Genomic DNA, 23,570 nt, shown 5'->3' with positions numbered 1-23,570 from the left:
CCGGTCGTGGCATCGTTAGAACGAATGATTCTGGACCGGACTCGGCGATCCGATATGCGCCGATCGATCATCGCCGCATCGTCCATCGCCCTGCTTCATTCAAACAGACGAGGACAGCGGGAAGGCCTGCTCCTAGCGTGGATTTGGGCGTTGTGTGCGTAGGGGCGATGAACCGGTCATGAGAGCAGATCCAAGAGCCAGCCATTTGATGCGGTCGGGATACTGCCGGCATCCTGGGGGCATGGGATGAGCCCGCACCTTGTCTGCATCGGAGGCGAGGATCACCGCCTCAGAATCCCATTCCTGCTGGCGATGCGCGAAAAGGGTTTTCGAGTCACTGCCGTGTCGAGCGATGTGGGGGGAGCCTTTTCGCTCCATGGCATTCCCCATCGCCGATTTGGGTTCGACCGTTTTAGCAGTGGCGGCGCGGAATGGGGCGCTCTCGGCACGGTCCGCAAATTGATGTCCGAACTGCGTCCAGACATCGTTCAAAGTTTCGACACCAAGCCCAACCTCCTGACCCCCTTGGCCGTGCGCGGGCAGGTTCCGGTCGTCCGCACCATCAATGGACTTGGTTGGACATTCTCGTCGCTGGAGCCGCGCGCTCTGGCCCTGCGTCCGGTCTTCTGCGCCCTTCAGGGCCTCGCGTCGTTGTGGACAGCGATGACCGTCTTCCAGAATCGCGACGATCAAGCCTTCTTCGAGCGCTGCCGGCTGGTGGGCGACGGCAAAGCGCGACTGATCCGCAGCTCTGGTATCGACCTGAATGCATTCTCGACAGCAAGGTATCGTGGTCCGTCGGCTGCCACGATGCGCGAGGAACTGGGGCTTCAATCGGCCGAAGTCGTAATCTTTGTCGGTCGGCTGACCCGTCAGAAAGGGATCCCGACCCTGCTCAAGGCGGTTCCCCGCGTCCTCTCCGAGAGGCCCAATGCACATTTCGTGCTCGTCGGCCCGCAGGATTCCGAAGGTCCATTTGCGGTCAACAAGTCCGATATCGAGCGATATGCTCCTCACGTGATCGCTTTGGGATCGAGGCGGGATGTTCCGGCCCTCCTTGGCATGGCCGATCTGTTCGCGTTTCCGACGCAATATCGCGAGGGGATCCCGCGCGTGCTGCTGGAAGCAGGATTGTCCGGATTGCCTATCGTGGCCTCGAGAATGCCCGGCTGCAATGACGTGGTCGAGGATGGCTGGAACGGTTATCTCGTCGCGCCGCGCGACGCGGAAGGCTTCGCATCCAGGATAATCGAGATCCTGTCCGACCGCGCCCGCGGAAAAATCATGGGCGGCCGCTCCGTCGGACTCGTGCGGGAGCGCTTTTCGCTGTCGTGGGTCGTCGATCAGTATTGCGAGCTATACAAGACCGTACTCGGTGGCAGCGGCAGTCTTGCTCGATCGGCCCCTGCGACCATGATGGAAGAGCGTGCGCGACCCCCCCGATTGGGTGAGGCGCGGCAATGATCCGTGACGCGTTCCTGGCCTTCGGCATAGCAATGTCCTACGCGGTGCAGCTCAGCATTCCGGGGCTGCCGTTCGGCTACAGCGAACTCTTCCTCACGCTCTGGATATTGATGTCGATCACGCGGGTCCTTGCTGGCGGCCGACTGGAGGTAACGCCGGCCCTGGCCAAACTTGCACGTTTCTGGCTGATCCTGACGCTTGCCTTGGGCGTTGGTTCCATCATCGGCTTTCTGACGACCAAATTGTTCCTCGATCCGTTGCTGCATGACACGATGGCGTACGTGTTGTTGGCCTGCGTCACCTGCCTGGCCGCCGCGGAGCCGAACGCGGCTGTCCGTTTACGTCGTATCGCCTGGTGGATGATCGCTATCGCGAGTGCCTGCTTTGTCATTCAGGTGGGGGTTGGTTTCGGCTGGATCCATCAGTCTGGCGTCCGACCCTGGTATTGGGACCGCTTTTGCGGTTGGTCTGAGAATCCGAACCAGCTTGCGCTCTACTGCGCTCTGCTTGGTCCCCTTGCCCTGCATCTTGCCATAACCACCAGCAATCCGTGGGGAAGATGCCTTGGGCTATTCAGCCTGATCCTCATCTTCTATGTCGGAAGGCTGACAAAGAGCGATACCTATCTCTATACGACAGTCCTGGCCTGCCTGATCCTTCTGGGATTGCGGCTTCGGGCCTTGCTGGCAGGCGACGGCGGCAAGGCCAGCCTTTCGCGCCAACTTGCCCTCCTGCTCGCGGTTGCGTTCCTTCCATTGGCGGTGTCGATGGCGCCTTACGCCCTCAGCGAGGCCGCCAACGCCGAGGATTTCGCCAAGAGCCTCACCAAGGACAAGGGCGGGGAAGCGACAGCGGAAACCGCGGCACTTCGCCTTTATCTTTGGGACGCGGCATTGGACAAGGGGGCAAGGTCCGGATCTCTGGGGCTGGGCCCAGGCCCACACCTTGATACTCCCCCCGTGGTCAATCAGCAGTTTCTACCGCGGCCTTTCGAGGCCCACAGCACGATCCTCGATCTCTACACTCAGGGCGGCCTGATTTCAGTCCTGGCCCTGGTGTGGGTCCTCGGCTCGGCCGCCTGGTCCGCCTGGCGTGCGAGGCTGGACGCTCTCGTGGCGCTTACGGCATCGATCGCTGTCTTCAGTGCTCCGCACCTGATCATCCGCCATCCGATCGTGTGGTTCTCTTTGACCCTCTGCCTTGTCGCTGGAACGTCTCAGTCGGTTCCCACGATCATTCGCCAGAGGAGATATTAGAATGTGCGGGATCGCCGGAATTCTCTTGGCGCCAGATGCAGCCGATACCAATGCCCTCAGGGCGATCGGACCGATGGCGATGGCCCTTCGTCATCGCGGGCCCGATGGCGAGGCATTCTGGATGAGCCGTGAGGCCGGGATCGCCTTCGGCCACCGACGCCTGGCCATCGTCGACCTCTCGGAGGCGGGTCGCCAGCCGATGCATTCCGCAAGCGGCCGGTATGTCATCACCTTCAATGGCGAAATATACAATTTCCGCGATCTGCGCCGCGAACTGGAGGGGAAGGGCCACCATTTCCGCGGCACCAGCGACACGGAAGTCATGTTGTGCGCGATCGAGAGCTGGGGCCTCGATACGGCACTCCAGCGCTTCGCCGGCATGTTCGCTTTCGGGCTGTGGGATCTGAAGAAACGGATTCTCCATCTCGCCCGCGATCGAATGGGCAAAAAGCCGCTCTATGTCGCCTCGACACGTGAAGCGCTCGTCTTCGCCTCGGAGCTGAAGGCGATCACGTGCTTCCCGGGCTTCAACCTGGAACTCGACGTCGATGCGGCGGCGACGATGCTTTCGAAAGGGTGGGTGCCGGATGACCTTTGCATCTGGCAGGGCGTGTTCAAGCTGCCGCCCGGTTCAGTTCTGTCGGTGACGGCGGCGGATTTCGCCAATGCCCGCGGCGCCGGGTCGCTTGCGCATCGTGTTCGCCGCTGGTGGTCGCTGGCCGATGTCGCCAGCAAGGCGCAGCGGGATCCGATCGCCGGCAGCGACGAGGAACTTACAACAGAGCTCGACAGGCTGCTTAGCCTTGCCGTCAAGGAACGCATGATTGCAGATGTCCCGCTTGGCGCCTTTCTGTCTGGCGGAATTGACAGCTCGGCGGTCGTCGCCCTGATGCAGGCACAGTCCCGGAAGCCCGTTCGCACCTTCACCATAGCATTCGGTGAGAGCGGGTTCGATGAGGCCCCCCACGCGGCTGCGGTTGCTCGGCATCTGGGCACCGATCATACCGAACTTCACCTTTCACCGGCCGCGGCGCTTGAAGTCATTCCGGAGCTGCCGCGGATCTGGGACGAGCCGTTCGCCGATGAGTCGCAGATACCAACGCTGTTGGTTTCGCGTCTCGCCAGGCAGCACGTAACGGTGGCGCTATCGGGCGATGGTGGCGACGAGTGTTTCGCGGGCTATTCCCGGCACTTCCTGGCAACCCGCCTCAGAAGGCAGCATGAGCTGCCATCATCGTTTCGTCGAATGTTGGCGGCGGGGGCAGGATTGCTGGCTCAGGCCTCCCACCTAGACATCTTCGGCAGCCTGCCGCTTTCGGCAAGTATGCGGCACGGATTGCGCGGTGACAGGTTGAACCGCCTCGCCGGCCTGCTCGCGGCGCGAAATGAAGACGAACTGCTTCGGCAACTGACGGGGTCTTCCACCAACAGCCTCCTTCATCACAAGCCGCCGGCATCGCTTGCCGTCGCGGCAAAGCTCGACGACTTGCTTTCGCGTCTCCTGTTTGACGACATGACAGGCTATCTGCCGGGCGACATATTGGTGAAGCTCGATCGCGCCACCATGGCCAACAGCCTCGAGGGGCGGTGCCCGGTCCTGGACCATCGCGTCGTGGAATTCGCCTGGCGCCTGCCGACCAGTGTCAAGGTCCGCAATGGCAAGGGCAAATGGATCCTTCGCCAACTCCTCGATCGTTATGTCCCGCGCTCACTGGTCGATCGGCCCAAGCAAGGTTTCGACGTTCCGGTCGGGGCTTGGCTGAAAGGGCCCCTGCGCGACTGGGCAACCGATATCATCGCCACGATGCGCCTGTCGGGGGACGGGATCATCGACTGTGCGAAGGTCGACGCATGTTGGCGCGATCACCTGCGTGGAAACCAGGATCATTTCCGCGACTTGTGGCCGCTGCTGATGTTCCAGGCGTGGCGCAACGAAGCCATGCGGCCATCGGCGCCGGCAACGCATCTTTCTTACGATATCGAACTGACAGGGGATTGAGATGGAAGGTTCCATAGCCAGCCGCGCCAGACTTCCGCGCGCTACGCAAATGGCTGTTGCTACGCTCGACACCAATCAGCGAATGAGGCGACCGCCACGCGAGCATATGCAACCGTTGTCTCCCTTCCATCAGCTCGTCATCACCCTGGCGACGAGAAAATGGTTGTTGCTTGCCATCGCCCTTCTGGGTGGCATCCTGGCCGGCCTGGCGGGCCTTACCCGTCCGGTGCTGTTCGAGGCGACGACGCAGGTCATCATCGACGCCCCAAGCACCGGCAATCCGGGTGGCACGGCGCTCGTTCAAGATTCGCTGGATTCCAGCATAGATGATCATCTGACGATGCTCTCGTCGCAAGCCCACCTGCGTCGAGTTCTGGTCGCACTGCGCAAGGCTCAGGATGCCGATGCTGCCGGAAAAAGCGGCATCAGTGCTGTCCCGCCCGTCACTGGCTCATTCGTGAGTAATCTCCTGAACCGGATCTGGTCGCAGGGCAAGCCGGCGGCGGGAAGTCCGGAAGCAGCTGATGCCGCCGATGCCGCCGAGCTGAAGACGCTGCGGAACGGGATGAGGGTCGGACAAGAGCTGCGCTCGCGCGTCATCACCATCGGCTTCACCGATACCAGTCCGGCGCGTGCAGCGCTCATCGCCAACACATTCGCTCAGATCTATATCGAAGACCTCGTGCAGAAACGTCGTGCATCGGATCAGCTCGAGCTGGAGTCGCTGGTCGCCGGTCTGCCGCAAGTACAAAAGGATCTGGTCGCCGCGACCGATCGGTTGGAGACCTACCGGCTGACACACGGCGCCGTTGATCAAAGTGCGGCTAACAACGCAGCCAATGAAACAGCGGAGCTCGGCCGGCAGATTTTCTTGTCGAAGGCCAATCTTTCCGCCTCGGAATCGCGCCTTCGCCATATCGAGGACCTGCGAAAGGCGGGCGCCCCTGTCTCGGCCATAGCCGAAGAGATCGGATCGCCTGTGTTGACGGACCTGATGGCACGCCAGCCGGCCGCCGCGGACGGCGATCCGGACAGCGCGATCACCCTCGAGATGGAACAGGCCATCGCACACATCGCCGCGGAGGCGAATGTCTACCGCGCGCAGGTCGCGGCTCTCGAGGACCGCAAGAGGGTGCTCGACGCGGCCGTGGCCGACACCGCGAGCCAGCTTTCCGGATTGCGTGCCCTTGAGCCGCAGGTGGCCATCGTGACACAGCACTACAACGAGCTCCTTGGCCGCCAGCAGGATCTGATACGGCGCATCGCCGCTCCTTCGCCAGGCGTAGCGGTCCTTTCGACGGCATGGCCGCCGTCAAATCCCAAGACCCTGTCGCCAATTTTCCTGATTCCACCCGGCATGATCGTGTTTGGCTTGATGGGGGCGGTGTTCGTTCTGATCCGCAACAACTTCAATCAGACCTTGCGCAGCGAAGCTGAAGCCGAAGCCGAGCTTGGGATTCCGTGCATAGGGCTGCTTCCCAAGGTTTCGGGACTTCATGCGAGACAGCTGCGGCATCTGGTGCTGGGCCAGCAGAACTCACCGTTCAGTCGAGCCGCGACATCCCTTCTCGTCACCGCGGCGCCCACCCAGGGCAGGGGTCAGCCGCCGCATATCGTCCTCGTGACGTCCAGCATCCAGGACGAGGGCAAGACAGAGTTGGCATGGAGCCTGGCGCTGGCGGCAACGAGACTGGGCGGAAGGGTGCTTTTCCTCGACCTCGATCGCAAGGACGTGCGGCTCACGAAGGAGTTTCGTGGTGAATTCAGCACCATCAAGGCTCACAACTCCTTCGGAGACTATGTGAGTGAACGCTGCTCGCTGCAGGATGCAATCACGAGAATGCCAGAAATCGGCATCGATCTCATGGCCGCTCCAGCACCTTCGGATGATCTGCTGACACTTCTGTCGACGGTCGACAAATCCCAGTTCACCGATGAACTGCTCTCGGTCTACGACGTCGTCATCATGAACGGGCCCCTGGGACTCGGCGGCCCTGAAACCAGACTCCTGAAGCGCTGGGCTGACGCGGTGCTTTTCGCCGTTCGCTGGGACAGGACGAGGCGCAGCATTGCTCGTGGTGTTCTGGAGTCGCTCCGCGGCGGTGGATCCGTCGCCGTTCCAGTAGGGAGTGTGCTCACCCAGGTGAATCTAAAGAGACACGGCGGCTACCGGCTCGGGGATAATGCCGACCTCCTGTTGGCGAAGGTTTGATGGGCCGTCGCCTCCGCTTTCCGACAATACCACAGGGAACCAGCTGCGTTCCCGCAATCGGACCTGACCCGGAATGATCATTGAATTTTTTGGACCGCCAGGATCCGGCAAGACAACCTTTGCACACGCGCTGGCAGAGCAATTGCGTGGCAAAGGTTATCACGCCAAGGTCGCCCTCAGCTATAAGCCCAGCACGAGGGTGGGGAGCCTTGATCTTGGAATCGTTCTGTTCATCACGAGAATCGCGTCGGCAATATTATCGACTTTAAGAATATTGCTTTCCTTGAGGGGGATAGCGAACGATCTTTCCATTTCGCTGTCTATGGTAAGGTTGATAACACCAAAGAAGCGAATCTGGCGCGCTCGAATCTGGCGCTATATTCTGCATCTTTCGCATTGCTGGAGCCGTGCCAAGCAATCGCCCGATATTATAATTTTCGACCAGGGATACGTTCAAGCGATTGGATCGCTGGCGATTTTCAATGGGCGCACCGACAACGATGTGCTCGCAACGGCGCTCAGCCTCGCGCCGCGGGCCGATCTCACCATCAGGCTGGTGGTGCCGTCCGCTGTCGTGGAGAACCGTTTACGACAGCGGATCAAGCACCAACCGCCGGCGGAGCGGGCTTTTGAGGCCGACTTGAACGTGAATATGCTTTCCGTTGATGTGTTCGAATCCATAAATGATCTTCTCGCGACTTCCGGCCGAAAAATTATTCCTGTCGACAATGTCGATTGTCAATCGAAGTTCAAGGGTATTTGTACGGTCGAGAAGCAAGTCATTTCCGCTCTTTCGCGGATGGATGGAGGGTTGGCAGGTCGAGACCGAAAAGGCGTTCCCGATGCCCATGCCATGGCTCTCGACAGTCGCGTGTCCCGAAAGGCTCCAGTTTATCCCGCTGCCCCTCCTTCAGCAGTCAAACCTCGACGGAACAAGGACGTCGGCTCGCGGCTCGCTCGAGCAAGCGTCTTCGCCCTTTTGATATATATCGGAGGTGCCGGGCTGACGAGCCTTGCACAGCTGGCCATTGCACGTCTCATCGGGCCCGGCAATTACGGCATCTATTCCTATGTTCTGGCTTGGACCTCGGTGCTCGCCTATCTGGCAACGCTCGGTTTCAATGTATCCCTGTTGCGTTTTGTGCCGGCCTACAGAGCCAACGGCAGGCTTGATCTGGCGCGGGGGGTGATAAAATTCGCCCTGCAGAAATCGCTTCTTGCGGCGACCCTATTTGGAATGACGGGCGCTGCCTTGGTCCTCTTCTTTTCGGATCATGCGCAATCGGATCATATGCGAAGCGGACTTGAGATCAGTATCGTGCTTGGCATGGCGGCCGTACCCTTGATTACCGCTTATGCCATTGGCGCTACGCTCATACGTGCCTTTGGGGGCGTCGTCTCGGCGCTGTTGCCGGAGCGCATCGTACGAGATGGGCTCCTGCTGATATTGGTGGCGATCATGGCCAAGTCCGCACTATGGGTCGTGGACGCGCCGGCGGTGATGGTGGCGGTGCTGATAAGTTCCGCCTTCACGGTTGGGCTGGTGTTCATCACCGCGAGGAAGTTTGAACCACCTGGCTTGCGGCAGACCCAGCCTAGTTATGCATCAAGGGAATGGTGGTTTGCCGCCCCCCCGCTCATGCTCATCACCGGGCTCGATGTTTTTGTCAGCCGGGCAGGGGTGCTGGTTTTGGGCTGGACAGACCATATTCGTGAAGCCGGTATTTTCGCCTTGGCGCTGAATGTCGCGATGCTTGTAGGACTCTCTCGCATCGCCGTCGCTACCATGTTTTCGCCAACCGCGGCCGATCTGTACGCCAGGGGAGATCGTCAGGCTCTGCAGCAACTGTTCGCACGGGCTACATTGCTTTCCGCCGGTGGCGCCATAGCGGTGGCCATCCCGATGATGCTGATCGTCGAACCGTTCTTGAGTTATTTCGGTGAGGGCTACATCGCGGGAGCACCAATCGCGCGTGTTCTCATTTTGGGATATGTCTTTGTCGCGCTGTGCGGGCCTCAGCAGAATCTCCTGACCATGACTGGGAACGAATGGGCCGCCGCAACGACGATGATCGCCGGCGCCGCGGCCAACATCATAGCCTGTGCCGTGGGCGTCGCGATTTACGGCCCGATCGGCGCTGCCGTGGGTGTCGCGCTTGCCCTAAGTATCTGGAGCGTTGCCATGGCCATCTATATCGGCAAGCGACTGAAAATCTTGCCGGGCTTGGTCTTTGCTCTGCTCTCGATCAGGCCAAGCGCGATTGACGCCCAGCAAGGGAATTGGTTCTTGAGGGCGGGTAAATAAGGGCACTTCATCCATCGGTGCCGGTCCCCGTCTCCGACCAGTCGGTGAACGAAAGCCCGATGCATGTTCATCGGCATCGCGGCGAGTGAGCTTGGCACCATTCGAGATGGCTGAAGGCCTGCCGGCAGGGCCATCATGTTTTACGGTCTGTGTCCGTCATTTGAAGGATGCGTGAGTTCCGGACGCGCGTCACCGTGATGTGGCAAGCTGCGGAGCATCCATGGGACAAGAACCAATGGCGGCGGTCTCGACGCCTTCGATGCGCCATCGGTCCGAAAGATCGACGCCTGTCGAGCCCGGCCACCGTCAAACCCTCACACAGGTCCAGGTTCTGCGCGCCCTCGCGGCGACTTCGGTTGCGCTGCGCCACGCCCAGCACGATGCGGCGACCTTGGAACTGGAGGCCGGCCGCACCTTTCAAGCCTGGGAACCGATACCATGGAGCGCTGGAGTCGATATCTTCTTCGTGATTTCCGGCCTGATCATGGTGCACACGTCGCGACAGCTGTTCGCAAAGACGGGTGGCGCGCGCCTCTTTCTTTCTCGCCGGATAGCCCGGATTGTCCCGCTTTATTGGTCGGTCACCACGCTCTATCTTGCCGTGGCGTTGCTCGCTCCCACCTTCCTCAACCAGAGCTACATCAATTCCAGGTTTGTAATCGAATCCTACTTCTTCATCCCTGCCACTCGCCCTGACGGCGTCGTTCAGCCCCTCTACGAGCTAGGTTGGACGCTCAACTATGAGATGCTTTTCTACGTGTTGTTTGCGGCGGCGATCGTGCTCCCCATGCGTTGGGCCGTCACTGTCCTGCTCACGACCCTGGTGGGGATGGTGTTCGCAGGCCGTCTCGCGGCGCCTTTGCGGGAGCCATTCGCGTTCTGGACCGATCCGATCATCCTCGAGTTCGCCTTTGGCGTGATAATCGGCATCATGTGCACCTCGGGCCTGCGGCCATCCGGTTTCATCAGGGCCTGCGTCGCTGCAACGGGACTGGCCGCCCTGATGCTCGCGGCGGCATTTCCCGATATCTCCATCGGCCTCGCCCGCCCCGTTGTCTATGGCATCCCGGCATCTCTCATCGTCTGGAGTGCTGCCTTGGCGCCAGGCGAGCTGCGGCAGGAAAGCCTGGCCGCGCGATGGGGCGCTGGCGTTGGCGATGCGTCCTACGCTCTCTACCTGCTGCATCCGTTCGTGATCCGCGCCATGCGCATCTTCTTCTGGCGAACCGGCCTGATTTTGGTGCTTGGCCCATGGACCTTTATCGCGTTGGCGCTGGCGACCACCTTCGGCGTGGCACTCATCACCTACCGCCTGTTCGAGAAGCCGCTGACTGGCCGTGCCCGACGCCTCTTGGGAGTCGGGTCCAGCGCCCGACAGCAGTTGCGCCCATTTCCGGTGCCGGCTTATCCCAAGGCAGACTGATCGAGCACCACAACGCTGCCGGCCAGGGCAATTCCAGGAAAGTGTGAAACGTTCTCCCGTAGGAATCCCATCAAAACAAATAGTTAGAGCAGCTCGCCATCTCCGTGAATGGTGAACTGCTCAAGGGCAGGGGGAACGCCATCCGTTCGCATGTGGAATTCCATGAGCTTGGGCAGATGAACCGGCATTGTCCTCTTTCCGGTTGCCGCGCCGTCACCCGTTCTCGCTATGCCGGAATGAACACTTGCCGTTCCCGGCCGGCGGGTTTTCCGTGAAAATCCCGGTACCATTCCACGAACCGTTGCACGCCGTCCTCGAGTGCGGTTGCCGGCGCGAAGCCGACAGCGCGGCGAAGATCGCTGACGTCGGCGCGGGTTTCCAGAACGTCGCCCGGAGGCAAGGGCACATTGACGCGAAGCGCGCGGCGGCCGAGCGCCGTCTCGATGATCGCGATCAGGCGGTTGATCTCTTCGGGCCGGTCATTGCCGATATTGTAGATCCGATAGGGCGCCGAACTGGTGGCGGGATCGGCTGCCTGACTGTCCCAATCGGGATCCGCGCGCGGCGGCGCGGCGAGCACGCGAACCACCCCTTCCACGATGTCGTCGATATAGGTGAAATCTCGCCACACGTGGCCGGCATTGGCGATTTCAATCGTTCGTCCCTCGGCTATGGCATGGGTGAACGTATAGACCGCCATGTCGGGCCTGCCCCAGGGACCATAGACGGTAAAGAAGCGCAGTCCGGTCACGGGCAGCCCGAACAGGTGGCTGTAGGAATGCGCCATGCATTCGTTGGCGCTTTTGGTCGCGGCGTAGAAGCTGACCGGATGACTGGCGCCATGGTGCTCGGAAAACGGTATGCTTCGATTGGCGCCATAAACGGAACTCGACGAGGCATAGACGAGATGGTCGACGCCGGTGCGCCGGCAACCCTCCAGGACATTGAGAAACGCGACGATGTTCGACTGCACATAGGCATGCGGGTCGACGAGCGAATAGCGCACCCCGGCTTGAGCGGCGAGGTGCACAAAATGCGATGGCCGGAAGTCGGAAAACAGCGCTTTCACGAGCGCCTGGCCCGCGAGGTCCATCCGCATGGGAGTGAACCTCGGCTCGGCACAGAGGCGTGCAAATCGCTCTTCCTTTAGCCTTGGATCGTAGTAGGGCGTGAAATTGTCGACGCCGACAACCTCGACGCCGTGTCGCAAAAGCCGCGACGCGACATGAAATCCGATGAATCCAGCGGCACCCGTGACGACGACCGGCCCAGCGCGCGCAAGTTCCGACACAGCGCCGTCAGACTGCACGCGAGCGGCATCCGCCAGCTTCTGCCCTGTCGAGTTCAGTTCGACCATAGCAAGTCTCCTGTTTCGAGGTCCCAGGCACTGCCTGTGTCCGACCGCGCGGCGAAATGGGCAGAGACGGCGCCGTCAGTGCCACGACCGTTGCAACGCGGCCGCACGGCTGCGTTGCAACGCTCGGTTCCCGATCGTGTGTATCCGGACGGATGCTGACACCTGGCGAAGTCGCCCAACTCACGGCAGGACCGAAATGCGCCCCAGAAGAGCCACCAGCTCTGCCTGCCGCTTTGTCTCGGTCTTGGCGAACAGCGAGGCAAGCTGGGAGCGGATCGTCGTGCGGCTGAGGCGCCAACTGCGGGCGATCTCCAGCGGCGCGTCGCCTTGAGCCAGGCGCAATGCCAGCTGCGTTTCCGCGCCGGTCAGGCCAAACATCCTTTGCAATGTCTGAGGATTGGCCGCTGACGTGTTCTCCCGATCCAGCAAGGCGACGATGCTCGTCCCGTCGGGTGCGATGACGCCCGTTTCATTCAGGATCACCGGCCTGTCGCCTCTGCTGCGGATCACCACCCATGACAGTGAGCCTGGCTGGAAATGGACCGGAACATTCGCGACCAGCCGCCTTAGCCCCGCGGAAAGCTCGCTGGCCGTTTCGGCCGCTTCGCCCTGGCGCTCTAGTGTGTCTTGAGCGGCTACATTCCATTCGATTACTTTTCTGTCGCGATCCAGCACCAGATAACCGCAGCCGATGCGGTCGAGCATGCCGGTTATGGATTCCAAACTGCGTCGCTGCGCCCCGCCGATTCTGGCGTCCGATCGATCCGAGAGGTGTGTCGAGCGTGCATTGCGAGTATTCCTCAGTACGATGTATTGGCTGCTCGCAGCCACGTCGTTGTGCCTGTCAATCAGTGTCATAGCTTCTACCCCAACCCTAGTTGCTTCTGACGCAAGTAAATTACGCATCATTTACTTGCTATAAGTTTCACATATCGCCCAGAGCGCGCTCCTCTGTCTTGGGTTTCGACATAGTTGAAGACCTCCGCGGCAGAACGATTCCGCAGCGTTTGTTGAAATGTACGTTCTGATGAGCCCTTCCAACCCTCGATTTTATTCGCCGTGAAAGGCGTGGCAATCCGGCAGTGGTACTAGGTTGCCCCTTCACGGCCTAGTCTCGACGGACTAGACGGAAGGTTGTAGTCTGACGCATGGGTTCGCTTCTGCGCCGACTGAAATTGAATGTGTCAGGCACCCCGTTAGCTCATGTAGCTTCGCTGTTGGTGCTGGCAATCTCTTTAATATTCGTGGTAACAAATACAATACATGTTGGGCAGGATGCGGCGTTTATTGCATTTGTCCCCGCGATTATTATTATTGCATATCTTGAAGGGCGATTGCTCGCCATCACCGCGACGCTTCTCATGGCAGTTGCCGGCTTGTGGGAACGGCGCGTCCTGAACTCTCAAATCTCCGCGGAGGATTGGACGCGCGCCATCTTCCTCCTGATTTCGGGCGGCTTGATCGCGTTTGTGTTCCACCGCCTGCGACAGGATTTGCGCGGGGCACTTGAGGTCGCCGAGGCAAGGCTTGCTGCCATCGATGCCGCCGAGGGCCGCTATCGTTGGGCCTTCGAACGCGCGGCTTTGGGTTTTGCGAATGCCAATCGACGTGGCGAACTGCTGCAATCGAACAGACGTCTGTTTGAGATGACCGGCTACGGAGAAGAGGAACTTGCGCAGCTGGAGCTGGAGGCGCTTGTTCTTCCTGACGATCGAGATGCCGTGCGGGATTTGTTGAAGGATCTGAGCAATGGCGCCGCTTCATCCGCTGCGGATGTTCGCCTGTTGAGGAAGGACGGCAAGGCATTCTGGGCTCGTCTGGCCCTGTCTTCTTCGCGGCCTGACGAGGTGTCCACCGAGAGCGTGTTCGTGGTGATCGACGATATTTCCGAGCGACGAGCCGCACGCGAGGCTCTCTGGGCTCAGAAGGAATGGCTTGATCTCGCTCTGTCTGCCGGACGCCTGGGCACGTGGCGTATCGATCTCAAGGAGGGGACAGTCACGGGCTCCGACAAGTTCTGGGACATCCTTGGCCTGCCGCCAACGCGCGTCCGCCCCTTGGAAGAACTCTCGACCGTGATTCATCCGGCCGATTGGCTGAAGCTGGCGGCCTCGGCAAAACCATCGTCGGCTGTGAATTACGACATCGAGATCCGTGTCCGGCGGACGGACGGCCATGTGCGCTGGATTGCCCTGCGCGGTCGGCAGGAAAAACACGGCGATCGACCGTTGCGCATCGGGGTGGCTGCCGATCTCACCGAGCGTCGACAAACCACGCTTCTTCGCGCTGCCGTGAAGAAGCGCGAGCGCATCATGCGCGAGGAACGCCATCGGTTCAGCAACCTGTTCCCGGTCATCACGGCCCTGGTGAAGATGATCAATGTTCCCGAGAACGACGTTGCCAAATACAAGGAAATGCTGATCGATCGGATCAGAACGCTGGAAGCGACGCACATGCTCCTTTCAGGTCATAGCAATATTTCAGGGCTGCTCCACGAACTCGTGGCCCAGGAACTGCAGCCGTTCAAGGAAACACGGGATATAACGATCAGCGGCCCCTCCGTTTTAGTACCAGGTGGCGCCGCCGAGAGCTTTGCTATGATACTGCACGAATTGACGACAAACTCCGTGAAGCACGGTGCGCTGGGTGACTCACAAGGCAAGGTCGAGGTTAAGTGGCAATTCGCACCCGACGGCGCGGGCGACGATCTTGTGTTCGACTGGGTGGAATCGGGGCGGCGGAAGAACGCAAAGGTCGTGCGCCACGGTTTCGGTTCCATGATAATCGGCGTCGACGGCACGCCGCTTGTCGGTCATTCCCCGAAACTGGAAATATCGGAGCACGGACTGCGGTATTCATTGCGGCTATCGCGGAAGGAAATCGAACTCTGAAGCGCGCCATCTGTGAGACGATCTCGTGACACACTTTAAGTGCTTGTACCGTGCATTTCACCCAAACCGCTCGCCTTGAGCGACCCGCCGTCAGTTGACATTCCTCGACAGCCAGCTTTGCAGCAAAACGGCTGCTTCGGTCCGGTTTCGTACCCCGAGCTCGCGCAGAATGGCAGCAGCATGGATTTTCGTTGTCGCCTCGGCAATATCCAGATTGCGTGCGATCTCCTTGTTCGAATATCCCTCCGCCATCAGTTTGAGGACGTCCTGCTGTCTCGGTGTGAGCTTGTCGAGATTGGCGCCGTTCAAGCTCCGACGAGTTTGATTTTTCGCCGGGGGCAAGGTCGGATATGGCTTCTCGGCCAACGCTCGAGACAACAGCGCCGGCACATAGATCCGGCCGGAGAGGATCTCGCTTACGGCCAGCACGACTTCCTCGTCTTTCTGCGACTTGACGATGTAACCGTGAAGTCCGATCGAAAGAGCGGTCAGTATCTCAGAGCGCGAATCGTCCCCGGAAACGATCGCAAAGCGCGTACCAGGATAGGCCGCCAGAACGTCTCCGAGAACCTCCTGATTAAACAGTCCGGGCATGTTAAGGTCGAGGATCGCAAGATCGATGGATGCCTGCTCCTCGAGAAGATTGACCACGGCATCGAAACACGCAGCCTCGAATATCTCGGCATTCGGAATCCCAGCCGTAAGTGCCAGCCGCAAGCCGCGCCGATACAAGCCGTGATCGTCAGCGATGACGATCCGATACATTGAACTACCCCAACGCTCACTCGGTTCCCGACGAGAAAACCCGCCGAAACCTCCCATTCCTCCGTGGTGAACACTACTGTGGTGACCAACCACCAATCGTGACATCACAATGATATCCACGGCGTCCCCACCCGCGAACATTACGCATGGATAATATAATCCTAAATTGCGAAAAAGCTTCTGTTATTTTTTTTAACCCTGCGCGAGCGACCTGGCCTGCCGAGCGATATCGAGCATCAGAGGTCGTGGTGCCTCATGACTTTTTGATGCCAGCACCTGCCTTCGCTGGGGCTCAAGGGCCAATCCCGGCATTCGGCGGACGCTGCTCGCGGCCAAGTCCTGACCGCTCAGGCCGGCCTCGATTTCGCGGAAAATTCAATACCGGAAAAGCGTTGGCTCGTTCCCATTCGAATGCACGACGACAGCCACCCCAGCTGTCACATACCCTTCTCCTATGATGTTCGGATTGCCGCCGAGGGTCGGACCGGATGCCAAGTCCGAATGAACTCGAACACGAGATGCCCGGACACAACCAAATTGTAAATCAGGGAGGATCGGATGAAAGCGGTGATTCAATGTGGCGGAATGGGCACGCGCCTTCGGCCCTTCACGTCGGTCTTGCCGAAGCCCTTGATGCCGATAGGAGCCCGGCCCGTTCTTGAGTTGCTTCTCAAGTGGCTGCGGCGCAACGGCATAGAAGAGGTCTACATCACGACCGGCTATCTCGGGCACCTGATCCGCAGCGTCTGTGGAGATGGATCGCAATGGAATCTGAAGATCAGATACACCCAGGAAATGGAGCCGCTCGGCACCATCGGGCCTCTGTCCCTGATCAGGGATGAACTGAACGATACATTTATCGTGCTCAACGGCGATGTTCTTACCGACCTCAGTCTCAGCCGGTTCGTAGCCGCGCACCGCATGCACAAGGATCCGGTTACGATCGCCACCGCCTGCCGGTTGATCAAGATGGACTTCGGCGTCATCGACGAGGTCGACAACGCCGTTCAGCTCTTCAGGGAAAAACCGACACTTTCCCATCTCGTCAGCATGGGAATTTACTGCATGAACCCGGATGTCCTGCGGTTCATTCCCTCCGGCATCCCATTCGGGTTCGACGATCTGATGCTCCAGATGATGCAGGGCGGCACGGCCGTGCATGTGTACAAGCACGACGGTCTCTGGCTCGACATCGGTCGTGTTGACGACTTCCAGAACGCACAGGCGATTGCCTGGGAAGAGCAGTCGACCTCGATCGAGGTCGCCGCCGCGGCCGCGTGAAGAGTTCAGATGTAGAGGCCGAACCAGCAAATAACAGTTCAGGAGGTCAAGATGCTCTTGGTGAGCGCACCAATTCTAGGTGTACCGGAGAAGGTAGCCCTATCGAAGGTGATTGATAGCGGCTGGCTTACCATGGGAGAGCGGGTACAAGCTTTCGAACAGGCCTTCGCCGACATCCATGGCGCGCAGGATTGCGTTGCGGTCGGTTCTTGCACCGCGGCGCTTCATCTCATCCTGCATGCGCTGGGAATCGGCCCGGGCGACGAGGTACTGGTTCCGTCACTGACCTTCGTGGCGACCGCGAATGCCGTGCTGTATGTCGGGGCCACGCCGGTCTTTGTCGATATCGAGTCGGCCGACGTGCCGCTGATGTCACTCGCGGAGGCCGAAGCGCGGTGCACGTCACGCACAAAGGCGGTCATTCTCGTTCACTTCGCGGGCTACCTTCCCAATCGGGAACAATGGCAGCGTTTCGCCCGAGCTAGAGGGCTGCATATCATCGAAGATGCCGCGCACGCTCCCGGCCTGAAGGAAGTGGGGACATTCGGCGCAGCCGCTGCCTTCAGCTTCTATGGCAACAAGAACATGACAACGGCCGAAGGGGGCGCCGTGATTGCGCGCGACCCCGATCTGCTCGACAGGATTCGCCAGGCCCGCGGGCATGGCATGACCACCGGGACACATCAGCGGCTGAACAGTCGTACGCCGCAATATGATGTCACCATGCTCGGGTTCAACTACCGCATGGATGAGCTGCGTGCGGCGATCGGACTGGTTCAGCTGCAGAACCTGCAGGAGTGGAACGAAATCAGGCGCATCCTGGCCGTACTATACCGGCGCCTCATCGCGGAACGCTGCCCTGCCGTGACGGTTCCCTTCAGCGAACCCCGGACGTCGGCTCACCACATCATGCCGATCCTTCTGCCGCGCTATGCAAGGCGGCAGGATGTTATCGACGAACTGCGGACGCTGGGGATACAGACCACGATTCATTATCCGCCGGTGCACCAGATGACGTTCTATCGTGAGCGTTATCCCGACACCCATTTGCCGCGTACAGAGGATTTTGCCCAGCGAGAGCTGACAATTCCACTGCACCCCCAGATCACGTCACCCGTCGCAGAAGCAGTTGTGGCTGCGCTGGCAGCCGCGCTTAACAGCGGCGCTCAGACAGGAACCGCGGCATGAATGCATCAGACCTTTCCCTTCACCGGCGTCTCATCTCAAGCCCCACGCATGGCCTCGTGAGACGTTCGATCGATCTCACGGTCGCCGGCGCCGCGTTCGTCATTTTGGCGCCGCTGATGCTGCTGATTGCCGTGGCGCTTCTGCTCGAAGGTGGCCGCTCCGTCTTGTTCGTGCAAACCCGTATGGGCGCCGGCGGCCAACCCTTCCGCATGTACAAATTCCGCAAGTTCAGGGTGGACTGCAGCTCCCAAGGCCTCGCCCTGACCATGGTTGGCGACAGCCGCATGACGACGGTAGGCCGCTTCCTCGCCGCGACCAAACTCGACGAATTGCCGCAGCTATGGAATGTCCTCAAAGGCGAGATGGCGATCGTTGGGCCACGACCCGAGAGCCTGGCTTTCGCAGATTGCTTCCATGGTGGCCTGGAGGCGGTCCTGCGCTACAAACCCGGCCTGCTGGGCCCAACGCAGGTTCTTTTCCGGCACGAGGCGCGTTTGTTTCCCCAATCCGTGGATCCCATCCTTTTCTACCGGGAGGTCATGTTCCCGGCCAAGGCAAGACTCGACCTGTCCTACTATCCGCAGCGCACCATCGGCTCCGACATCATGTGGATGGCGCGCGGCTTCCTGGCGGTTGTCGGCTGGGTTCCATCACCGCCGATCGACGCATGAACCCCAAATGGAAAGCGCTCCATCAAGCCAACGGAATGCGTAGTCATGAGCTACAATGGCAAGAAAGTTCTGGTGACAGGCGCGGATGGATTTATCGGTTCGCATCTCGCCGAAGCGCTTGTGCGCAACGGGGCGGATGTCACGGCCCTGGCGCTCTACAATTCCTTCGACAGCCATGGGTGGCTGGACGATTTGCCGGACAACATCCGCAGCCGGCTGAAGCTCGTCCGCGGTGACGTCCGCGACAGCGCATTCCTGAACCGGATCATGCGTGGCCAGGCCGTTGTGTTTCATCTGGCTGCCCTCATTGCGATTCCATACTCCTATGCGGCCGCCCAGTCTTATGTGGAAACCAACATCCTGGGCACGGTGAACGTGCTCGAAGCGGCGCGTCAATGGGAGACGGAGCGGGTGGTGCATACCTCCACGAGCGAGGTCTACGGAACCGCCCAGACCATGCCCATTCGCGAAACGCATCCGCTGCAGGGACAGTCACCCTATTCGGCATCCAAGATCGGCGCCGACATGATGGCGGAGTCCTACGCCAGGTCGTTTGATGTTCCGGTCGTCATCATGCGGCCCTTCAACACATATGGTCCTCGCCAGAGTGAGCGCGCGATCGTGCCGACCATCATCCGGCAGGCGCTCGACCCGAACTGCCCGGCGATCATGGTCGGTGATACGAGCCCGATCCGTGACCTGACCTTTGTCGAAGACACCGCCGCGGCGTTCCTGACGGCCGGCTTGGCGGGGCTCGAATTCGGCCACGCCTACAATGCCGGCAGCCAACGCGCCGTGACCATCTCCGACGTATTGGACCTCGTCCTCGAATTGAGCGGTTCCAAAAAGCCGGTCCATCGCGACGAAAGCCGTTTGCGGCCGCAAAATTCGGAGGTTCGCGCCCTGCTCGCCGATACCTCGCGCTTTGAAAGCGAGACGGGATGGCGGGCGCAGACCAGTCTGCGCGATGGGCTCGAGCGGACGATCGCATGGTGGCGCGCGCGCCTTGGCGAAGGCCGGGTACGGCGCGAAAAGGGCTATATGACATGATCCTGCTGCGCCGGCATGTGGTGGCACTGTTGCTGGTTGCCGGTGCCGTGTTCCTGAACTTCTACATGGCCGGCGGTCGGGCAAGCAACGCATCGGGGCCGCCGGTGGCGGCCAACCTTCCGGACTATCTCCGTGAAACAAGGGATCCGGCGTCGGGCACGGTCTTCCTACGGATCACAGGACCCGGAGTTCTCGGCCTGGCCGGTGTATGCGGGACGAAATACTGCACTCACCGCTACTCAAGCGCACAGGCTTGGAATGCCGACCAGAGCCTTCTTTTGATCGTCAATGGTTGCGGTGGCATGTGCTTTCTCGACGGGCACAGCTACGTCCCATTGTTCCACCGCGACCGCTCGATTGAATGCGAATGGCATCCCAGGGATCCCCGGCTGATGATCTGCGTTGCCGGCCGGCAGATTTCAACCTGGGCGCCACGCACCGACCAGGAGGACGTCGTGTTCGCCTCGTCGGCCTACAGCAAGCTTCAGTTCGGGCCTAACAAAGGCAATCCGAGCCGCGATGGCAACCGCATTGCTGTGCGTGCGACGCGCAATGACGGCAAGGCGGTGGTCTTTGGCTACGACCTAAAGGAGCGGAAGAAGTTCCCGGATATCGATCTTGCCCAGCTTCCAGGAACCACCGGCTCCTGTTCGATCTCCCCGCTCGGGATCAACATTGTGTGCTCACAGGCATTGCCGGACGGCAATGAACCGAACTTCATCTTTTCCATCGACGGCGTCCTGCGCCAGAAGTGGATGGAGCACCACCGGCCCGGTCACGGCGACATGACGGTCGATACCGACGGCAGCGAAATCTATGTCGGGATCAGCAAGTCGGAGCCCGACAAATATCAGGTGATCAAGCGCCGATTGGCTGACGGCAAGGTCACCTCGCTGATGAAATATGGCGAGGCCATGCATGCGTCGCTCAGGTCGCTCGACAGGCCGGGCTGGGTGTTTCTAAGCTATGGCGGCACGCCAGCCGAAATAGCGCGGCACCCGGATTGGGCGCCTTACGCCCAGCAGGTCATTGCACTGCGCTTGGACGGCAGCGGAGAGGTCCGCCGTGTCGTCGACACGCAAAACGCGCACTTCGATTACTGGAGCGAGACGCATGCCTCGCCGTCTCCTGATGGCTCACAGGTGATCTGGTCGAGCAATTGGGGCGTGCCCGGTGGCCCGGTATACGATTTCGTTTCCCGTCTTGAATGGCCTTCGGAGCCGGTGCCGAACCAGAAGGAGATTGTCGCAAATGGCCTTCACTAAACGAACCGTTCTCGCCTCGGTTGCCGGGATATTCCTGGCATCGATGGCTGCCGCCGGCGAGGTCGAGCCCTATCGCCTGTCACCTGGCGATACGGTCGAGATAGGGATAGCACCAATTCCGGATCGGACGCAGCGAGCCGTGGTCCAGATGGACGGCAACATCGCCCTTCCCGAAGTCGGGATGGTTATGGTCGGAGGGTTGACCGCGTCCGAGTTGCAGAACCGCATGCAGACGCTTCTGCCGACCACGATCTTTCACGTGCGTTTGCCCGATGGACGAGAGCAGATGGTTGTCGTCAAACCAGGCGATATAACGGCCATCATCGCCGACTATCGTCCGATCTACGTGACGGGCGACGTGCTCACGCCGGGGCAGCAGGCCTACCGTCCGCTCATGACAGTGCGGCAGGCGCTCGCCGTCTCCGGCGGCTTCAGCCTCTTGCGGTCACGGGCGGGCCAGACCGGACCAGATCCGGTTGATCTCAGGCGCGATTACGAAACACTTTGGGGAGACTACACCAAAGAGTATTTTCACGCCGCCCGTCTCCGCGCCGAACTTCAGGACCAGGCGGATTTCGACAAGCAGACACCGCAGGGGTCACCTCTGTCGCCCAGCGTCGGGGCAGCGATCGCCCAGGCCGAGGAAGACGCGCTGAAGATTGCGCTGAGCGACTTCCAGCAGGAACAGGCTTTCCTTGAGAAGGGCCAGAAGGACGCGGCCGATCAAATCGAGCTTTTGCAGAAGCGCGAAGAGGTCGAGTCCGAGAGCGTGAAGGCGGATCAGGATGACCTGGCGAAAGTAACCAAGGCGTTCGAGGCAGGCAATCTGACCAACACCCGGCTCGCCGATGTCAGGCGCGCCTTGCTTCTCTCTTCAAGCGGCGCGCTGCAAACCTCGGTCGAGCTCATGAGAGCGCGGCGCCAGCAGGAGGATTATGTCAGGCAGCGCGAACGCAATGACAATCAGAGGAAAGTTGGCTTGCTAACGGATCTGAAGGACACCAATGCGCGGCTGGGGGATGTCACCACCAGACTCCGCGCCGCCAGCGAGAAGTTGCAACCGACCGGAGCATCCGCCCAGCCATTGCCGATTGCCGGTGAAACGATCCAGGCTCAAGTCACTATCGTGCGCAAGATAGGCGACGAGTGGCGCAAAATCTCGGCAGACGAAGATACGATTGTGACGCCGGGGGATACCGTCGAGGCCAAATTCAGCAGTGATCTGCAAAGTGCTGCAATCCAATAGGCGGCTTCAATCGCCGGCCGATAAAAGGGGGGCTTGGGAACTGTTCGATTGGAGGGTCGAACAAGCCGAATAGGAGATCCTGGTGAGGCTCAATTCCAAGCGAGATGCGAAGCGGAAATGGTTGACGAACACGGCTCGGATGGCTCAGCCGGCGGCCTATGCTGTCGATACGTCTTCGGCGGTTAGAATTCTCATAGCCGAGTCCCAACCCGGCAAGTCCGCGATTTGGCAGGACCTGGCGTCCGGCCAACAGATCCACACGCAGGGCGACCGAGCGTCGGACGACTACAGGGCCAGTCATTGCGCGCCGGGCTACGGCGCGCACTACAACATGACGCACGAGTCCGGCTATTACGGTGCGCTGTGGGACAAAATCGAAAGGCCCATGATCCTGGACGTTCTTCGCCCCATGGGCGGAGCCAATCGAAATTGTCTCGATTTTGCATGCGGAACAGGTCGCATCACCAACGTCGCGGCTGAGGTTTTCGGCGAGGTGGTCGGCGTCGACGTGTCCAGATCCATGCTTGCCTGCGCGCAAGTTCCGAGCAATGTGAAACTGCGCAACATCGATATGACGATGGAGTCCCTCGAAGAGACCTTTGATGTCGTAACCGCGTTTCGCTTCTTTCTGAACGCCGAGGATCAGCTGAAACGGGAGGCGCTGAAAGCGATAAACCAGCAGCTGAAGAATGGCGGACGGCTCGTGTGCAACGTTCATATGAATGCGACTTCGCCCATCGGCCTGGTTTGCCAACTGCTCAATTGGTCGCTTGGACGCACGGTTCGCAACACGCTAGGCGAAACAAGATTCAAGAAACTCCTGACCGCTTCGGGCTTCCTCGTGGAGGAGGTGATACCTTATGGCTATCTGCCTCGGCCGGGACGCCTCTTGCCGGGGATCTGTGAAGCATTGATCGAGCCCTTCGAGAAGCTATCCAGAACCCTGCGCGTTCCCGGACAACTGGCGCAGCATTTCCTGGTTATCGCGAGGAAGCACTAGAAAGCCGAGATCGCTCACTCAAATGGCGCAGTGACAAATGGGTCAGTGAAACGGCCATGAGCCGGGCGCCGTGGCTTTGCCTCTGCGGCGATTCACCCTCGAAAAAAATGGTGCGGGTTCGATTTCGTTTGCCTGAAACGCGATCTGTACAGCCCTCCTTGCATCTTAAAACGGCAGTTTTCCCCCGGTTTAATGCG

Annotated in this window: 17 protein-coding genes; 14 read left to right on the top strand and 3 right to left on the bottom strand. The window is 60.2% G+C overall.

Annotated features, from left to right (window positions below; all coding sequences use genetic code 11):
- Positions 1-246 precede the first annotated feature (246 nt).
- The 6 genes from EB231_RS30295 (at position 247) to EB231_RS30270 (ending at position 10,659) form a co-directional block, all read left to right on the top strand.
- A complete protein-coding gene (locus EB231_RS30295) occupies positions 247-1,464 on the top strand; it encodes a glycosyltransferase family 4 protein (RefSeq protein WP_172352081.1) in 1,218 nt (405 codons plus the stop codon).
- Complete coding sequence (locus tag EB231_RS30290) at positions 1,461-2,720, top strand: O-antigen ligase family protein (RefSeq protein WP_172352080.1); 1,260 nt, start codon at positions 1,461-1,463, stop codon at positions 2,718-2,720. The genes EB231_RS30295 and EB231_RS30290 overlap by 4 nt, the downstream gene beginning before the upstream one ends.
- A 1-nt stretch (position 2,721) precedes the next feature.
- Positions 2,722-4,719 carry an asparagine synthase (glutamine-hydrolyzing) gene (gene asnB / locus EB231_RS30285; protein ID WP_172352079.1) on the top strand — a complete coding sequence of 666 codons (1,998 nt, stop codon included), beginning with the start codon at positions 2,722-2,724 and terminating at the stop codon, positions 4,717-4,719.
- Position 4,720: 1 nt separating this feature from the next.
- Positions 4,721-6,931: a GumC family protein gene (locus EB231_RS30280; RefSeq protein WP_172352078.1), complete on the top strand. Its 2,211-nt coding sequence runs from the start codon at positions 4,721-4,723 to the stop codon at positions 6,929-6,931.
- Between the two features lie 73 nt (positions 6,932-7,004).
- Entirely contained in the window at positions 7,005-9,236 is a 2,232-nt protein-coding gene (locus tag EB231_RS30275; RefSeq protein ID WP_172352077.1) for an oligosaccharide flippase family protein, read from the top strand.
- A 235-nt stretch (positions 9,237-9,471) separates the two neighbouring features.
- Positions 9,472-10,659: an acyltransferase family protein gene (locus EB231_RS30270; RefSeq protein WP_172352076.1), complete on the top strand. Its 1,188-nt coding sequence runs from the start codon at positions 9,472-9,474 to the stop codon at positions 10,657-10,659.
- A 226-nt stretch (positions 10,660-10,885) separates the two neighbouring features.
- Here EB231_RS30270 and EB231_RS30265 read toward each other — a convergent pair whose 3' ends face one another.
- A complete protein-coding gene (locus tag EB231_RS30265; RefSeq protein ID WP_246740775.1) occupies positions 10,886-12,016 on the bottom strand; it encodes an NAD-dependent epimerase/dehydratase family protein in 1,131 nt (376 codons plus the stop codon).
- Positions 12,017-12,196: 180 nt separating this feature from the next.
- Positions 12,197-12,874, bottom strand: coding sequence for a helix-turn-helix transcriptional regulator (locus EB231_RS30260; protein ID WP_172352075.1), 678 nt, complete (start codon positions 12,872-12,874; stop codon positions 12,197-12,199).
- Between the two features lie 290 nt (positions 12,875-13,164).
- Between EB231_RS30260 and EB231_RS30255 the strand changes: the two genes are divergently transcribed.
- A complete protein-coding gene (locus EB231_RS30255) occupies positions 13,165-14,907 on the top strand; it encodes a PAS domain S-box protein (protein ID WP_172352074.1) in 1,743 nt (580 codons plus the stop codon).
- A 90-nt stretch (positions 14,908-14,997) separates the two neighbouring features.
- Here EB231_RS30255 and EB231_RS30250 read toward each other — a convergent pair whose 3' ends face one another.
- Entirely contained in the window at positions 14,998-15,672 is a 675-nt protein-coding gene (locus EB231_RS30250) for a LuxR C-terminal-related transcriptional regulator (protein ID WP_172352073.1), read from the bottom strand.
- 558 nt (positions 15,673-16,230) lie between these two features.
- Here EB231_RS30250 and EB231_RS30245 point away from each other — a divergent pair.
- The 7 genes from EB231_RS30245 (at position 16,231) to EB231_RS30215 (ending at position 23,373) form a co-directional block, all read left to right on the top strand.
- Complete coding sequence (locus tag EB231_RS30245; protein WP_172352072.1) at positions 16,231-16,953, top strand: nucleotidyltransferase family protein; 723 nt, start codon at positions 16,231-16,233, stop codon at positions 16,951-16,953.
- 51 nt (positions 16,954-17,004) lie between these two features.
- Entirely contained in the window at positions 17,005-18,141 is a 1,137-nt protein-coding gene (locus EB231_RS30240) for a DegT/DnrJ/EryC1/StrS family aminotransferase (RefSeq protein WP_172352071.1), read from the top strand.
- Complete coding sequence (locus tag EB231_RS30235) at positions 18,138-18,812, top strand: sugar transferase (protein WP_172352070.1); 675 nt, start codon at positions 18,138-18,140, stop codon at positions 18,810-18,812. Before EB231_RS30240 ends, EB231_RS30235 begins: the two co-directional genes overlap by 4 nt.
- Before the next feature lie 45 nt (positions 18,813-18,857).
- Entirely contained in the window at positions 18,858-19,862 is a 1,005-nt protein-coding gene (locus EB231_RS30230) for an NAD-dependent epimerase/dehydratase family protein (RefSeq protein WP_172352069.1), read from the top strand.
- On the top strand, positions 19,859-21,127 hold the full coding sequence (locus EB231_RS30225) for a hypothetical protein (protein WP_172352068.1): 1,269 nt from the start codon (positions 19,859-19,861) through the stop codon (positions 21,125-21,127). The genes EB231_RS30230 and EB231_RS30225 overlap by 4 nt, the downstream gene beginning before the upstream one ends.
- Entirely contained in the window at positions 21,114-22,373 is a 1,260-nt protein-coding gene (locus EB231_RS30220; protein WP_172352067.1) for a polysaccharide biosynthesis/export family protein, read from the top strand. Before EB231_RS30225 ends, EB231_RS30220 begins: the two co-directional genes overlap by 14 nt.
- 82 nt (positions 22,374-22,455) lie before the next feature.
- Positions 22,456-23,373, top strand: a complete 918-nt coding sequence (locus tag EB231_RS30215) for a class I SAM-dependent methyltransferase (RefSeq protein WP_246740773.1) — start codon at positions 22,456-22,458, stop codon at positions 23,371-23,373.
- Positions 23,374-23,570 lie beyond the last annotated feature (197 nt).

This window comes from Mesorhizobium sp. NZP2298 (genome assembly GCF_013170825.1).
GTDB lineage: Bacteria > Pseudomonadota > Alphaproteobacteria > Rhizobiales > Rhizobiaceae > Mesorhizobium.
Note: the sequence above shows the minus strand (reverse complement) of the source record. Positions and strands in the feature narration are given on the sequence as shown.